This window comes from Pseudoalteromonas sp. ATL1 (assembly GCF_058933015.1).
On the sequence record NZ_JBZYXL010000001.1, the window covers coordinates 3,701,295 to 3,717,395 of the forward strand.

13 protein-coding genes are annotated in these 16,101 nt (G+C 44.4%); 5 read left to right on the top strand and 8 right to left on the bottom strand.

What is annotated here, in order from left to right; genetic code table 11:
* Positions 1-2: 2 nt before the first annotated feature.
* Positions 3-719: a 3-deoxy-D-manno-octulosonic acid kinase gene (locus AC5FX4_RS16265; protein ID WP_493607381.1), complete on the top strand. Its 717-nt coding sequence runs from the start codon at positions 3-5 to the stop codon at positions 717-719.
* A gap of 1 nt (position 720) precedes the next feature.
* Here the strand turns inward: AC5FX4_RS16265 and hldE are convergent, their stop codons facing one another.
* The 3 genes from hldE to AC5FX4_RS16280 are packed head-to-tail and all read right to left on the bottom strand — an operon-like array spanning position 721 to position 4,343.
* Positions 721-2,178, bottom strand: coding sequence for a bifunctional D-glycero-beta-D-manno-heptose-7-phosphate kinase/D-glycero-beta-D-manno-heptose 1-phosphate adenylyltransferase HldE (gene hldE / locus AC5FX4_RS16270; protein ID WP_493607382.1), 1,458 nt, complete (start codon positions 2,176-2,178; stop codon positions 721-723).
* Positions 2,178-2,768, bottom strand: a complete 591-nt coding sequence (locus tag AC5FX4_RS16275) for an SIS domain-containing protein (protein ID WP_493607383.1) — start codon at positions 2,766-2,768, stop codon at positions 2,178-2,180. Before AC5FX4_RS16275 ends, hldE begins: the two co-directional genes overlap by 1 nt.
* Positions 2,769-2,822: 54 nt before the next feature.
* On the bottom strand, positions 2,823-4,343 hold the full coding sequence (locus AC5FX4_RS16280) for a capsule assembly Wzi family protein (protein ID WP_493607384.1): 1,521 nt from the start codon (positions 4,341-4,343) through the stop codon (positions 2,823-2,825).
* Positions 4,344-4,422: 79 nt separating this feature from the next.
* Here AC5FX4_RS16280 and waaA point away from each other — a divergent pair, with 79 nt between their 5' ends.
* Both waaA and AC5FX4_RS16290 read left to right on the top strand, forming a co-directional pair.
* Positions 4,423-5,685, top strand: coding sequence for a lipid IV(A) 3-deoxy-D-manno-octulosonic acid transferase (waaA, locus tag AC5FX4_RS16285; RefSeq protein ID WP_493607385.1), 1,263 nt, complete (start codon positions 4,423-4,425; stop codon positions 5,683-5,685).
* A gap of 9 nt (positions 5,686-5,694) precedes the next feature.
* Positions 5,695-6,246 (top strand): DUF1415 domain-containing protein, encoded by a 552-nt coding sequence (locus AC5FX4_RS16290; RefSeq protein ID WP_493607386.1) that lies wholly within the window; start codon positions 5,695-5,697, stop codon positions 6,244-6,246.
* A 37-nt stretch (positions 6,247-6,283) separates the two neighbouring features.
* Here AC5FX4_RS16290 and AC5FX4_RS16295 read toward each other — a convergent pair whose 3' ends face one another.
* The 3 genes from AC5FX4_RS16295 to AC5FX4_RS16305 are packed head-to-tail and all read right to left on the bottom strand — an operon-like array spanning position 6,284 to position 9,331.
* Positions 6,284-6,604, bottom strand: a complete 321-nt coding sequence (locus AC5FX4_RS16295; protein ID WP_493607839.1) for a YdbL family probable chaperone protein — start codon at positions 6,602-6,604, stop codon at positions 6,284-6,286.
* Between the two features lie 10 nt (positions 6,605-6,614).
* On the bottom strand, positions 6,615-6,794 hold the full coding sequence (locus AC5FX4_RS16300; RefSeq protein ID WP_152085184.1) for a YnbE family lipoprotein: 180 nt from the start codon (positions 6,792-6,794) through the stop codon (positions 6,615-6,617).
* Between the two features lie 11 nt (positions 6,795-6,805).
* On the bottom strand, positions 6,806-9,331 hold the full coding sequence (locus AC5FX4_RS16305) for an intermembrane phospholipid transport protein YdbH family protein (RefSeq protein ID WP_493607387.1): 2,526 nt from the start codon (positions 9,329-9,331) through the stop codon (positions 6,806-6,808).
* Positions 9,332-9,555: 224 nt separating this feature from the next.
* Here AC5FX4_RS16305 and AC5FX4_RS16310 point away from each other — a divergent pair, with 224 nt between their 5' ends.
* The gene (locus tag AC5FX4_RS16310; protein WP_493607388.1) at positions 9,556-10,224 is read left to right on the top strand and encodes a hypothetical protein; all 669 of its coding nucleotides are present in this window, start codon (positions 9,556-9,558) and stop codon (positions 10,222-10,224) included.
* Here AC5FX4_RS16310 and AC5FX4_RS16315 read toward each other — a convergent pair.
* Positions 10,221-11,111 (bottom strand): LysR family transcriptional regulator, encoded by an 891-nt coding sequence (locus AC5FX4_RS16315; protein WP_493607389.1) that lies wholly within the window; start codon positions 11,109-11,111, stop codon positions 10,221-10,223. The genes AC5FX4_RS16310 and AC5FX4_RS16315 overlap by 4 nt on opposite strands.
* A gap of 94 nt (positions 11,112-11,205) precedes the next feature.
* Here AC5FX4_RS16315 and AC5FX4_RS16320 point away from each other — a divergent pair, with 94 nt between their 5' ends.
* Entirely contained in the window at positions 11,206-11,706 is a 501-nt protein-coding gene (locus tag AC5FX4_RS16320) for a lactoylglutathione lyase family protein (protein ID WP_493607390.1), read from the top strand.
* A gap of 440 nt (positions 11,707-12,146) precedes the next feature.
* On the opposite strand, the gene purL is transcribed toward AC5FX4_RS16320, so the two are convergent.
* The gene (gene purL, locus AC5FX4_RS16325; protein ID WP_493607391.1) at positions 12,147-16,031 is read right to left on the bottom strand and encodes a phosphoribosylformylglycinamidine synthase; all 3,885 of its coding nucleotides are present in this window, start codon (positions 16,029-16,031) and stop codon (positions 12,147-12,149) included.
* Positions 16,032-16,101 lie beyond the last annotated feature (70 nt).

A 16,101-nucleotide genomic window follows, 5' to 3' on the forward strand; every position in this document is an offset into this window, starting at 1 on the left:
GAATGAATATTACGAAAATAAACCAACATTATTTGCTCACCCCCAATGACGCCAATGACACAGTCGAACTTGATTGGTTTGAGCCAAACTACTGGAAGACGTTAGACGCCATTGTTGCCACAAAACAAGGCCGCGCAACCGCTTGGTTTTATAAAAAAGAGGACGCGATCAATGTACTCAAGCATTATTGGCGTGGCGGGTTAGTTGGTAAGCTATTGTCAGACCAATACTTATTCTTAGGCTTAGAAAAAACTCGTGTCTATCTAGAGTTTGAACTGCTCTGTAAACTTGATGAATTAAACTTAAACGTCCCCAAACCAGTGGCGGCAAAAGTCACCCACCACGGGCTAGTTTATCGTGGCGACTTGATCACAGCAGCAATTAGTGGCGCCACCAGCTTGTGTGAGCTTCTACAGGCACGCCGAGCCACGGCGCAAGAACTGACGCTCGTCGGCAATACCATTGCACAGTTTCATAGCAAAGGGGTTTATCACGCTGATTTGAACATCAACAATATTTTGTTTGGTGATGATGGCAAAGTGTACTTGATTGATTTTGACCGTGGTCAACTGCGTGAACCACAAAAAACGTGGCAACAAGCGAATATCGATCGCCTACAGCGCTCATTTAATAAGGAGGCCGGCAAATGGCCGACCTTTAATTATTCAGAGCAAGATTGGCAAACGCTGATGCGCGCTTACCAAACCGCGATTGGGTAACTCACGATTTTTGTGACTTACCCATTTTTGCTTTTTCGATAATACCCGATGTAGAGCAACCGTCTAAAAACGCAAGTACTTCAACCTGCCCACCTTGGCTTAGCACATAATCGGCACCGGCAATGTCTTCAACCTTGTAGTCGCCACCTTTGACCAAAATATCAGGACTCACCTGTTCGATCAGTTTTGCTGGGGTATCATTTTCGGCTTCAGAGCCAAATGGGATCACCCAATCAACCGATGCCAAAGCGCTTAGCACCATTGCACGTTCGTTGAGCGCGTTAATGGGTCTCTCAGGGCCTTTTAAGCGTGAAATGGACTCATCATTGTTTAAGCCAACAACCAGTCTATCTCCCATGCTTTTCGCCTGAGCAAGGTAACGCACATGACCCGCGTGTAAAATATCAAAACAGCCATTGGTGAAAACGATTTTCTCGCCATTCTTTTTCGCAAAGGCTATGTGCTTTAAAACGTCATCAAAAGGCGTTTGATAATGTTCACCCGTTTCACGCAGATACTGGCCCATTTTGCGGCTTAACTCTTCAGGCGATACTGTCGCAGCACCTAACTTGCTCACAGCGATACCAGCGGCAATATTGGCAACTTCAACCGCATCTTTGGGCTCCATGCCTGCGCCAAGCATGGTTGTGAGGGTCGCAATGACCGTATCTCCGGCACCAGTCACATCGCTGACTTCCAATACTTGCGCTGGAAAGTCGTGTTTTTCAGATGCAGAGATAAGCGACATGCCTTGCTCGGAGCGCGTTAACAACATGGCACCGATGCCGTTGTCGGCGATAAGCTTTCTTGCACTTTCAGTAAGTACATGCTCACTGTCAACTTTACCACCTGCCAATTTAAATTCATTTAAGTTAGGAGTGATGTAGTCTGCACCACGATACAAAGATAAATCGCTTGATTTAGGGTCGATAAGCACCGTTTTACCCGCGGCTTTCACTAGGCTTATCATCTCCTTGATGGCACTGAGTGCACCTTTGTTGTAATCAGAGAATAAAACAAAGTCGTAATCGTCTAGCACTTGCTTTAAACGTGCGAGTAAGAGTCGACTGTGTTGCTCGGTGAATGTTTCTTCAAGGTCCAAACGCACCACCTGTTGATGGCGGCTGATCACCCGCATTTTAGCGATGGTAGGTAACTCTTCAATAGTGACTAGCTGTGAGGCGATTTTTTCACTCTCTAAAATGCGCTGAAGTGACTGACCGTTATCATCTTCACCAATCAAACCAAGCAAACCCACTTGCCCATCTAAATGGGCGATATTTTTCGCCACGTTAGCGGCGCCACCGGCTTTGTCTTCTAAGCTACTCACTTTGACTACTGGCACCGGCGCTTCAGGGGAAATGCGCCCAGTATCACCGTGCCAGTAGCGGTCTAACATCACATCACCAACAACCAATACACGCGCTTGATTTAACTTTTGTAGGCGTGAAAAATCCATTACTGCCGCTCCGCAACCAACATATCAACCGCTTCACACAACCAATGACCGATAAACATATGCGCTTCTTGAATACGCGCGGTTTCGTCATTTTTAATAATGATAGGCAACTTAGCAATGTCTTTTACTTTACCCCCGACGCGGCCAGTAAATGCTACGGTGTGCGCACCAATTTCATTCGCTGCGGCCAACGCAAGGTTAATATTCGCGCTAGTGCCCGATGTCGTTAAGCCAATGACCAAATCTTCAGGCTTACACAATGCTTGAACCTGACGTTCAAACACAGTATCAAAATGATAGTCATTGCTGTGTGCGGTAAGAATTGACGTATCAGTCGTCAAAGCAATAGATGCCAATGGTCCACGTTCTAATTTGTATCGAACCACGAATTCGGCCGCTAAATGTTGCGCGTCTGCTGCGCTACCACCATTACCAAACCAAATTACTTTACCGCCTTGCGCTAACGTACTGTGGCACGCTTGTAATAAACTCAAACACTCTTGGTGATAGTTTGCCATAGTGTCAAACAAAGCTCTGTGACGTTCTAAACTTGCTAAATAGCTTTGTTCGATTTGCTCGTTCTGCGACATATTTGTTCCTATATTCCCGCTTTTGGGTATGATTTTGTAAATTATATCGTATAACTACCAGTATACATTGAGCGATAGCCAAGTATAGCTTTGGCCAAAAACATCTTTACCCACAGTTAATGTGGTCTCAACTTGGCGCTTATCAATCATGCTGCTGTTACTGATCTGCAGTGCCTGCGCCTTTTCGTAGTTCATACCGACTTCATTAAATTCATTCACATGACCACTTTCATTTTCGACTTGCGTGAATTTTGCTCTCCACATCGAATTGACGTCTTCACTTAAAGTCATTTCCAACGTATGAATTTGGCTTGGCGCGGAATCACCAAACACACGCATATCGCCAGCAAAGTGTCCAACGACCGCCCCTTTAATGGTGTTACCTTTAGTTGGGTAGATTTCGTTTTCATACCAAAGGCTGTGCATATTGGTGTATTCATAACGCAATGTGGTGTTATTGGTTAACTGGGGTAAATAAACGCCAAAACTCGCAACAGTATTGCCAAACTGGTAGTTCTTATTATTTTTTGTATCCTCACCACCATATTCAAAATACCATTCGGCAGGCGTATAAAAATTGGTTTGAACCGTACTGGTGATAGTTGCCCACTGATCGCCAAGTTCATTGTCCTGACTCAGTGTCGCCGACTTGTTGTCACTCCCGCTCGGATCAAAGTAGGCTTTCACAATATCGCCGGTACTTACTTTTCTTGGTCCACCACCAAATTGCATCATGCGGTTGACGCCAATAGTCCAGCCTTCAATGGGCTCAATACTAATGTGCGTACCCGCCAACTTTGGCTTACCTGTATGTAGTTCGCCTTTGTAGCGAATGCCGTCTTCGACGCGTTCTAACTCTGAGTAAAATAATTCAAAGTCAAAGTTCCACCAGTTTTTTAATGGGGCAATTAAACCTAGAGAAACAGAAGGTGAAGGCTGCGCATTATTTGAGTAAACCTGCGCAAAGCTTTTAAAAGGGGAAAACCAATGCTCTTTGTAACCTAAGTTTAGCTGAAATGTATCACCACCTAAGGCATAAAAGGTGTTATACGGCACTAAGTCACCTTGATCCACACGGTAGTCCATCCCAAGTTGAAGCAAAGTGCTTTGGCTGCCGCGCCAAACGCCCTCTAACGTCAGTTCCGCATATTCATCTGATTTATTGCTTCGGTCATTAGCGAGCAGCACCGTTTCGCCCGAATCATATCGCAATTTAATTCCCTGTCGCGTTACATCATCTTTGCTGAAATAGGGGTCAAGTCGCTTACGAATACTGCTATACAGTGGTTTATTTATGCCATGTAATTTACGCAGCGCCATGTTGATTTCACTGATGCGATAAGGTTTAGCCATAGGCACACCATCCGTGAGGGCAAACATACGGTCAATTTGGTATTCAAGTAATTTGTCTTTGCCTATAGGCAAGTATGCTGTTGGCGCACTATAGCCGTAGCTTGAAAAAAACAGCACGATACCAGCAATACAGGTTGAGAGTTTTAACGACATAAATTTACAAGCAATAATTGATAAAAGTGCCGCCATACTATCAAATAACCCTGCAAGGAGCACACCCACAAATGTGTAATTTTGTTAGTCTATTTCAATTTATTGGCTGAACACGTTAAAATAACATTTTAAACAGCTGCTTGATGCCATGACTCGATTACTTTATTCATTGTTATTAGCGCTACTTTCGCCGCTTATTTTTGTCTACTTATATGGTATTCGTGGCAAAAAAAATGCGGGGTATCGTCAGCACTTTTTCGAGCGTTTGGGCTATTGCCCTAAACACTTTCCAAGCCAAACAGTGGTATTTCATTGCGCCTCTGTCGGGGAAGTCCTCGCAGCGACACCGCTCATAAAAGCATTTCAAAAAGCACACCCGAACGAGCCTGTAGTTGTAACATGCAACACGCCGACAGGACGCGCACAAATAGAGCAAAGTTTAGGCGTCGATATAGCATGCTGTTATTTACCCATTGATTTCTACTTCTCGAGCAAGCGCTTTATCACGCGGCTACAACCTAAGCTTTTGTTAGTCCTTGAAACCGAGCTGTGGCCAAACTTGTTTGCACATGCAAAAACAAATAATTGCCATGTTCAAGTGCTCAATGCTCGATTGTCTGAAAAGTCATTTCGTGGCTATCAAAAAGTCGCGGCTTTGAGCAGAACCATTATGACAAGCATTGATGCACTGGCTAGCCACAATCAGCAAGATGCTGAGCGTTTTATTGCCTTAGGCTTATCTTCTGACAAAGTGACCGTCACTGGGTCTATCAAGTTTGATGTTCAATTAAGTAACGATGAAAAAGCGTCTGCAGAGCAGTTAAAAACGCAGTTTGCAGGCCGACCAGTTTGGGTTGCGGGTTCAACTCATCCGGGTGAACATGAACAAGTACTGAGCGCCCATCAACAAGTATTAGAAACGCACCCAAACGCTTTGTTAATCATCGCTCCGAGGCATCCAGAACAGTTTGCCAAAGTGAATGCGCTACTCGAAGCATCATCTTTTACACATTGCCTGCGTAGCAAATCATTCAACCTTGGTAGCCAAGTATTACTGGCAGACACTCTAGGTGAACTAAAAATGCTCTTTGGTAGCGCTGATGTCGCATACATCGGTGGCAGTTTAATCGAGCGAGGTGGGCATAACCCTTTAGAGGCCGCGGCTTTCTCGGTGCCAATTTTATCTGGGCCATACACCTACAACTTCGCCCACGTCTATCCCGAGTTAATTGCGCTTGAAGGTGCTCAAGTTGTCCAAAATAGCACTGAGCTTGCAAAGCGCATTGTTGAGCTATTCAACGATGAACAAAAAAGAGTGCAACAAGGCCAACGCGCATTTCAATGCTTAGCGCAAAACCAAGGCGCGATAAATAAAACATTGGCACTAATTAGTCAAAATCTACAAAGGTAACTTACACGAATGAGCGCTTCATCACCCTTAACGCCCGCACAGATCATGCAAAACTGGGTTAGCTCAGTGATTGTTAAATATAACTTTTGCCCATTCGCCCGCAAAGAAGTTGAACAAAACACCATTCATTACCAAGTGTCAGATTCAGCAAGTCACGATGATGCCATAATGGACATGTTGGAAGCGTGTGCAGCTTTGGATAATTACCCCGAACGGGAAACCACCTTACTCATTTTTAAAGACGGATTTAAAGACTTTGCTGACTTTTTAGATCTGGTCGATTTAGCCAATGCCATGCTTGCGGTACAGGGCTATGAAGGGCGCTATCAAATTGCAAACTTTCATCCTGACTATGTGTTTGCTGATAGCGAAGAGGATGATGCGGCCAATTACACCAATCGTGCGCCGTTCCCAACTTTACATTTAATTCGTGAACTCAGCATGGCCGAAGCATTGGAAAATTACGACGACCCTGAAAGCATTCCCGAGAATAACATTCGTTTGGCTCGTCGAAAAGGCGAGGCATTTTGGCAACAGTTGCTAAAAAACTGCCATAAATAATTAAAGACACCTTCGTGCCATTCAATAGGGTGAAGCGTTACTTCTTCACCCAACGACCATTAACCTGAACAAAGTGGCCTTTGTCTGTTTTTTCAATGGCTTTCTTACCCGCTAACGCTTCAACTTGCGATAAACTGATGCCGTTTTTCTTCGCTAACTGTTGATATTTTGCTTTGCGTTTGGCGTTAATATCCGAGATCAGCGCTTGTACTTGTGCGTTAGAACTCACTGCAGCTAAATAGCCAGCTTCGGTTTCGCCAACTAATCCCTGCCCTTTAGCATCATCAAGCGTTAACGCAAATGCAGAAAATGCCATGCCCAGCGCTGCCACAGCGGTGATTAATTTTGTTGCTTTCATCATGCTCTCCTTAGAATAATTCGCTGTCGTCGCTAAATAAATCGTCAAGTTCTTTGTCAACTTTGACACGAATTTCGTGGTCAACTTTGACGTTTAAATTGATGGTGATCGGCTCTTTGGTCTCCACCTGTACTTTATGTGTACAAGCGCTTAAGGCCAGTAAGCTGATCAAAACTAGGGTCCATTTCATTGGCTTTGCTCCTATTTAGTTAAAGCGTCTTCCACTTTTTGGGTTAATTCATCACTCAATCGCAATGCCCTAAAAAGGGTAAAAATATTCTCTTGGTGTGTGTAGTTAAAGTTCACGGGTTGCGCTTGCGCCTTATTTTCTCCGACTATTTTCACGCCTAAGGTAAGCCAACCATCCGGTGATAAGGCCACATCACTGGTTAACTTATCAATCGTTAAATCGTCCAACACACCAATCACAGATTTCAAGCTCGGCTGTTGCGCTTTAAGTGCCTCAATTGACGCATTCTGTGCGACCTTTAACTGCCCAATACCCGAATTAATTAGCTGGCCTTGCTCAATGCTCATTTGCATATCTTCAAGCTTGATCGGGAATTTTCCTGATACTCGCCCAGCCAACTCAATGCCAGCATCTCGCCCCGCTTGCGCAATTTGCGCTAAGTCTAAAGCCTGTGCTTGCACGTCTATGACTTGAGGCTCGGTTGACAATTTAATCATAGGTACGTCTATCGAGCCATCAAATACCTTGGCATGACTTTGTGACAAATAAGCTTGGTTATCTTCAACATGCAAATGCGTTTTCAACTCTGATAACACCACACCAGAGCGGATCTGCCCTACAGTCACTGTAGTTTCAGGGATATTAACGTTTCCTGAATTAAAAACCCCAACAATTTCGGTGTTCATATCGTCAATGTAATGGGTATCATATAACAATGAAAAATCCGCTACTTGCGCTTCAAAATTAGCCGTTTGTAAGTTCAGATCACCGCGACTGTGCAATGAGAGGTTTCCCTGTACAAGTTTGAGTTTGGGGCTGAGCTGGCTCATCAAAGGTTGTAGCTCGGTGACATTGTCAGAGGTTAAATTAAATTCATAAGCATGATGGAGTGTTGAATATTGATGCGAAAACAATCCAGTCAGCCCCGCCCCCTGTAATGCATGTTCAAAACGCCCACCTCTGTTTTGTTGGCCTTTACTCTCAATGAGCAAATTGCTCAAGGTCAATTGTGATGTTTTTAGCTTAGCGAGTGTTGTTTGCCCTACGATATCTAAAAAGAACTCCCCTGCACCAACATCGGCATTAAACTGATAGTCTGCGCTTACCCCACTCACCGAAACTTGCGGATGAACAACTTCGCTCACTTTCAACTTCGTCTTTGCTGTAAGTTGCTGCTCGGTATCAAGCACCGCAACAATATTCGCATGAGCTTGCTTAAGCGCAATATCTTGGAATTGTGCACGTTCTAACAACACATCCAGATTGACATCACCCTGCAACGTACTGGATAGCGTCATGTTAGCGGCAATATCAAATTGCAGCTGTTCACCTAAAAACGCTGCGTGGCTCAATGAATCTACTCGACCACGACCTTGATAATTAAATTTTAAATCGTCTTCGAATTGTGAGAGAACCGTTTTTCCTGAAAGTAAAACACCCTGATGGTTAAAAGGCAGCAAAGCTAAGTGCTGCGCTGAATGTTCAAACGTTCCCTCACTGAACAGTTGGTTATTTTGATAATTAACAGACCCTTGCCAAAGTAAAGACCCCAAATAAGCCCCCCGATGTTTAACTGTCACATCGGAAGACAAAGAAAGTATTGCAGGCTCGAAGCGTATATTCGATATTTGCAACTGGGTGAGATCATCAACACTTGTTATATTCACGTTTGTCGTTTTGAGCTGACCATTGTCAAATTGGATCGGTTGCGCGAACTGAATATTGACGGGTTGAGTAAGCATAGTTTCAAATGCTGCTCGGTGCGCTTCTGGCAACAAACTATCACAGCCCGACGGGCTAAGAGTGTTTGTTGGTTTAGCCATATCGACTTGAGCAACCTGCGTATTCAAGTCAAAAAACAACGTGCCCGCACCTACACTATCTAAATTCACCTCACAGGCTTGATACTGCACCTGAGCCTGTAAACTATGCGCAATATTTGCCTGTAGCTTATCGCCATAAAATTGAATCTCAGCATAACCACGCAATGATGAAATCAATTTCGGTAATTGGCTTTGAACTAGGGGACTTGATGCATCGAGCCGCGCGTTTATCTCATTATTTGCTAACACGACCGCTGCTTTAATATCACCTGTGACTAATAAATGATTAAGTTCGTTTTCCGCCACACTTAAAGTCAGTGGCGGCGTATAAGGCGTTTTTGCAATATTCAAACGCGTGATATTGAGCATTGGACGTTGCGGTAAAGCCAGTTCTAAAGGCTTAAATGCTTGCTTACTTTGCGGTTGTTGCTGCGCTACCTTTGGCTGCACATCCAACTGCGCAATGGATAAATTATCATAGCTCAGCAAGGCATTGGTGGCCCTCACATCGCCCTGCTCAGCTTTGATGCATAGCTGTTCGATTTGGATAGTTCGCCAACTATGCAATGACCAACTTAAACAAGTCACTTGCGCATTCAATGGCACTAAAAAATGATTGGCAACCCGCATTGAAATAGGTGAACGAACAAGATAGAGGCACAGTATGACAAAGCATAAAGTAACAAATACATACTTTAAGTGCTTTAAATTCATACCTTTTATCTTCCACCTATATTCTAATGATAGGCGCTATCATAAATGAAATTGTGCACTATGTGACAAAGTAATTGTAATAAGTTGTAGTGCTGGGCTTAGTTTAGTGCACATTATTCACCAAGCAATTCAAGTCGCTTTAACGTATAATATTTTATTCAGTTAAAAAATTGTGCTTGGAAAACTTCGGCACACCTATCTAAAACCAATAACGGGCAAGTTCAATGATGATACGTAAAGCCGCCATATTTTTACTGACACTTTTGCCAATTGTCGCCTCTCAAGCAGGTGAAAAAAAAGAGCCACCACCATTAAACCCTGCTTACTACGGTGAACACGGTATGGTGTTATTAAATCGCGGTTCAAGTATTTATGCGGCAAACTTCCCAAGTTACAAGTATCCAAACAATGTGCAAATTGTTTATAAAATTGAAAACCCCGGGGTAGCATTTTTAAGCCTTGTACGTGACTCAGAACTCGTAACCATTAAGCCCAAGCCGTTTAATATTGAGCGTTTGATGCGCGGCGAAGAAGTGGAAGTTAAAGCGCAAGTGTTTAGCGGCCATTATGATCGAGGTGGCAGCGAATTACTTTCTGATGCGCCGATTGTCTTCAGTAAAAAGCTCTACTCAAGAGCCTTGTCAGATCTCAAACCGTCATCACAATGGCAGGAGTATGACATGATCACTTTGGGTGAAAGTGAACGTATTTATATCCATAAAATTGAACAGTCGCCTAGCTTCAATCATTTGATTTTTGTTGATTTAACCAGTGCTTGCATGCAAAAGTATCGAACCTCAAAACGTGTGCCAGAACACAGTGAGTTGACTTTGAAGTTTGTAAATTGTGGGTCTTTAAAGCCTTTGTATTATGATACGAAAAATCTAGATTAAACTGCTTGCTCGTTACCTTTTAGACAACGCACTGCTTCTGAGATCGCTGTTTTAACCCGATTAGGTAACGGTTTTTGTCTATGTGTACAAAAATAAATTGGCTCGCTAATGGGCTCATCTAAAGTGTGCACTCTGAGCAGCTCCTGCTTACTAAAAGCATCAACTGCATAAGCTGGCAATACAGTAAATCCTAACCCCTTACTCACAGGCTCTAAAATAAGCCCAATTTGATTCGAGAAACCTGTCGTTTTTATGTACTGACTGTGCTGAAACTCGGGAAAATTAGCACTGAGCAATAAGCTAGAATGATGGGCACCATCTGGGTGATCGATAAACCCAAGCTCAGTGAGTGTAGCCCAAGTGACAGACTCTACCTTTGCAGGCGTAACCAAAAGCAAAGGTTCACCACTTACCAGTTCACAGCTCACTTCAGGTATAGTGGGTTTGGTACTCATAAAACCAAAATCAATGCTGGAATCACTTATCGCTTGCTGAATATCTTTATTGGGTGCAAAGCGGTAATCAAGACACAGTTCAGGGTATCTTGACTGAAGTTCAACTAACTTAGGATATAACTTTAAACCAACACTACCAGGTGACATTGTTCTTACTAGGCCTTGGTAAGGTGGGTCTTCCTTTATTTCTTGCACTATCAATGAAAGTTCAGCTAGAACCGTGGTACCTTGCTTGTATAAGCGGTGGCCTGCATCCGATAGCGTAAACTGCTTCCCGTCTCGAATGAGTAATTGCACACTGAGCTGTTGTTCAAGCTTTTTTATCTGCTGACTCACTCCAGACTGTGTCATAAATAACTTTTGCGCTGTGTGTGTAAAATGCCCTACTTCGACCAAGGTACAAAACGTTTTCAACCAAGTTACGTTAACCATTACAAAAAATACTCAAAACTATAATTAATGATAATTTTACTTAATGAAATTGAATTTGTAACCTGCCAATATTCACTAATTAGGAGTGCAAGCAATGGATCATACTTATCCACGCAGCTTTTCGCATATTGGCATTTCTGTGCCAGATATAGACAAGGCTGTGCAGTTTTATACGAAAGTACTAGGTTGGTATTTAATTATGAAACCAACGGATATTACTGAAGATAACAGCGCAATAGGCCAAATGTGCACAGATGTATTTGGCGCAGGCTGGGACAGATTTCGTATTGCCCACCTATCAACGGGAGATAGGATTGGTGTCGAGTTGTTCGAGTTTAAGAATCAAACTAACCCAGAGGACAACTTCGAGTATTGGAAAACAGGTATCTTTCACTTTTGCGTGCAAGACCCTAACGTTGAAGCCCTTGCTGAATGTATCGTCGCAGCCGGTGGCAAAAAGCGCATGCCAAAGCCACGTTACTACTACCCGGGTAAAAAGCCCTATCGCATGATCTACATGGAAGACCCGTTTGGTAACATCCTTGAGATCTACAGCCACAGCTATGAGTTGATTTATAGTGAAGGTGCTTACTAGCTGTTGCCATAACAAAAAGGCCGCTGATGCGGTCTTTCCTATAGATTAGTTGTGGCTTTGCAGACTAATTCGTCCTGAAGCTGCAGCCCGGTGCGTTACGCAGTAATCGTCATCGATGACTCGCCTAAAACACGCTGCGAAACTTCGATAACTTCAAGCATTCTGCCTTTCGCGCTTCGGGCCAGCTTCGCTGTTCAAAAATATTCCCGATATTTTTGTCGCTTTCATCTTACAAATACAAAAAAGGTCACCAAAGTGACCTTTTTTCATACTACAAAGTTCTCAATTAACCCACATTCTTTCTAGCATTGCGGAACATACGCATCCACGGGCTGTCCTCTTTCCACTCATATCGTGGGTATGGCTGCCAAGAGTTAGCTTTCTTAAAGCAATAAAAAAGGTCACCTACGTGACCTCTTTGCATACTACTGAGTTCTCAATTAACCCACATTCTTTCTAGCATTGCGGAACATACGCATCCATGGGCTATCCTCTTTCCAGTCATCTGGGTGCCAAGAGTTGGCTACTGCACGGAATACACGCTCTGGGTGCGGCATCATCACTGTTGCACGACCATCAAGCGATGTAATACCTGTAATACCTTCTGGTGAACCATTCGGGTTGTTCGGGTATTGTGTTGTTGGGTTACCGTGGTTATCAACAAACTTAATTGCCACCGTGCCAGAATCAAGAGCTGCTTTCACCGCTGCATCGTTTGTAAACTCAGCATGACCTTCACCGTGAGAGACTGCGATTGGCATGCGAGAACCAGCCATACCTTGGAAGAATACTGATGGACTTTCTTGTACTTCAACTAAGCTAAAGCGCGCTTCAAAGCGCTCTGACTTGTTAGTTACAAAACGTGGCCAATGTTCAGTACCTGGGATAAGCTCTTTCAATGTCGACATCATCTGACAGCCGTTACACACACCTAAGCTGAACGTATCTTGACGCTCAAAGAAAGTCTGGAACTGATCGCGCGCCATGTCATTGAATAAAATTGACTTAGCCCAACCTTCACCCGCACCGAGTACGTCACCGTAAGAGAAACCACCACATGCCACTAGGCCTTTGAACTGCTCTAGCGTTAAACGGCCTTCTAAGATGTCACTCATGTGAACGTCAATTGCAGCGAAGCCTGCACGGTTAAATGCCGCAGCCATTTCAACATGTGAGTTAACCCCTTGCTCACGCAAGATGGCGATTTGTGGTTTAGCACCTGTCGCAATAAAAGGTGCGGCGATATCTTCGTTGATATCGAAGCTCAGCTTAACGTTAAGACCTGGGTCTTTTTCATCAAATTTGGCATCAAATTCTTGCTTAGCACACTCAGGATTATCACGTAGAGATTGCATCTTATACGTTGTTTCAGCCCAAATTGTACGAAGTTCTGTACGCGTATTGGCAAGAACAGCTTCACCGCCACGGTTGAAGATCACTTTATCTTCTGCGTTTAGGCTACCGATTGTGTGGCTGATTGCTGCAAGACCATTATCAGCCAGCACAGCTTCAACGGCAGCTAAATCAGTGTTACGAACCTGAATAACCGCACCTAGCTCTTCATTATAAAGTGCTTCGATGTCAGAGCCTGTTAGGCTATCAAGGTTAACTGTCACACCTGTGCGACCTGCGAATGCCATTTCAGCCACAGTTGTGAATAAACCACCGTCTGAACGGTCGTGGTACGCAAGAAGCTTCTCGTCAGCGACAAGTGCCTGCATCGCGTTATAGAAGCCTTTTAACAGCTCTGGGTTATCAACGTCAGGCGTTTTATCGCCAAGTTGTTTGTAAACCTGTGCAAGGCTTGATGCACCCATGCGGTTTTGACCTGCACCTAAATCAACTAGGATTAAGCTTGAATCACCTTTGTCAGTGCGAAGTTGAGGTGTAACCGTTTTACGAATATCTTCCACGCGGCCAAATGCAGTAATAATAAGCGAAAGTGGTGCTGTAACCGCTTTATCTTCGCCATTTTCTTGCCATGTCGTTTTCATCGACATTGAGTCTTTACCAACAGGGATTGTTAGGCCAAGTGCGGGGCATAGCTCTTCACCCACAGCTTTAACCGCTTCATAAAGACCTGCGTCTTCACCTGGGTGACCTGCTGCGGCCATCCAGTTTGCCGATAGTTTGATGTTTTCAAGGCCACCAATGTTAGCACCAGCAATGTTAGTGAGCGCTTCACCAACGGCTAAACGTGCCGACGCGCCATAATTTAGCAGTGCCGCAGGTGTACGTTCACCCATTGACATCGCTTCACCATGGTAAGTGTCAAACGCAGCAGCGGTTACTGCACAATTTGCAACTGGCACCTGCCAAGGGCCCACCATTTGGTCGCGCGCAACAAGGCCTGTAACTGTACGGTCACCGATAGTGATAAGGAATGTTTTCTCAGCAATGGTTGGTAAACGAAGTAAACGCTTAGCGGCTTCTTCAACGTTGATGCTATCCGTGTTTAGTGCTTCACCTTCAACTTGCTTTGACTCAACGTCACGGTGCATCTTAGGTGCTTTACCAAGTAATACATCAAGCGGCAAGTCAACCGGGTTGTTATCAAAGTGGCTATCCGCAACTGTTAGGTGGCGCTCTTCGGTTGCTTCACCAATTACAGCGTACTGTGCGCGCTCACGCTTACAGATTGCTTCAAAACGTGCGAAGTCTTCTGCCGCTACTGCAAGTACATAACGCTCTTGTGATTCGTTACACCAGATCTCATGTGGTGCCATGCCCGGCTCATCGTTCGGGATGTTACGTAGTTGGAATTTACCACCACGACCACCGTCATCTACCAACTCAGGGAATGCGTTTGAAAGACCACCCGCGCCCACATCGTGGATAAACGCGATTGGGTTTTCGTCACCTAGTTGCCAACATTTGTCGATAACTTCCTGACAACGACGTTCCATCTCTGGGTTTTCACGCTGTACCGAAGCAAAGTCTAAGTCTTCGTTTGACTGACCAGATGCCATTGACGATGCTGCACCACCCCCCAGACCGATGTTCATCGCAGGGCCACCTAGTGCGATTAGCTTAGCGCCTACTGGAATTTCGCCTTTTTGTACATGCTCAGTACGAATATTACCAAGGCCACCTGCAAGCATAATTGGCTTGTGATAACCGCGTACCTCTTCGCCATTGTGACTGTTTACTTTTTCTTCGTAAGTACGGAAATAACCAAGTAGGTTAGGACGACCAAATTCATTGTTGAACGCCGCGCCACCGAGTGGACCGTCAATCATGATGTCTAGAGCATCAACGATACGACCTGGTTTACCGTAGTTGGTTTCCCAAGGTTGTTCAAAGCCTGGAATGCGAAGGTTAGAAACGGTAAAACCAACCAAGCCCGCTTTTGGTTTAGAACCACGACCTGTTGCGCCTTCATCACGAATTTCACCACCAGAACCCGTTGATGCACCTGAAAAAGGAGCAATCGCAGTTGGGTGGTTATGAGTTTCAACCTTCATCAAGATCTCAATGTTCTCTTGATTGTAGCTGTACTCACCGTCTTTATTCGGGAAGAAACGACCCGCTTTAGACCCCTTCATTACCGCTGCATTATCTTTATAAGCCGACAGTACGTTTTCTGGGTGCGTCTCGTAAGTATTCTTGATCATTTTAAACAGCGACTTAGGCTGTTCTGCGCCGTCGATTGTCCAATCAGCGTTGAAAATTTTGTGACGACAGTGCTCTGAGTTTGCCTGTGCAAACATGAATAGCTCGATGTCGTTTGGGTTACGGCATAGTTTTTGGAAGTTCTCAACTAAGTAATCGATTTCGTCGTCAGCTAACGCAAAACCTTGCTCAACGTTTGCTTTAACCAAGGCTTCACGACCACCACCTAAAATGTCTACCGACGACATTGGGCGAGGCGCTTCAACACGGAATAGTTTGCCAGCATCTGCTAATTCACTGTGTACCGACTCAGTCATACGGTCATGTACAAGTTTAGCAACCTCGTTTAGCTGCTCAGCGCTCAAGTTGCCTTCTACATAATAAGCAATACCGCGCTCAACACGGTGCACTTTATCAAGGCCACAGTTGTTAGCAATATCAGTTGCTTTTGATGCCCACCCAGAAATGGTACCAATACGCGGTGTCACTAAAATAAGTGCACCTTGTGGCTCATGCTCGGCAATAGTTGGGCCGTACTTGAGTAGTTTGTTTAGTTTGTCTAGTTCAGCACCGCTTAGCTCTGCAGTTACGTCTGCAAAGTGCATAAATTCTGCATAGATACCAGTAACAGGTAAATTTGCATCCGCACAAGTTTTAAGGATTTTTTGAACTTTGAAATCAGAAAGTGCTGGCGCACCACGTAAGATCAACATAGGTATTTTCATCCGGGGTTAGGGATTGAACGATATTTAGGGTCGCCATTATAGTAGAAATGTCGCTTGG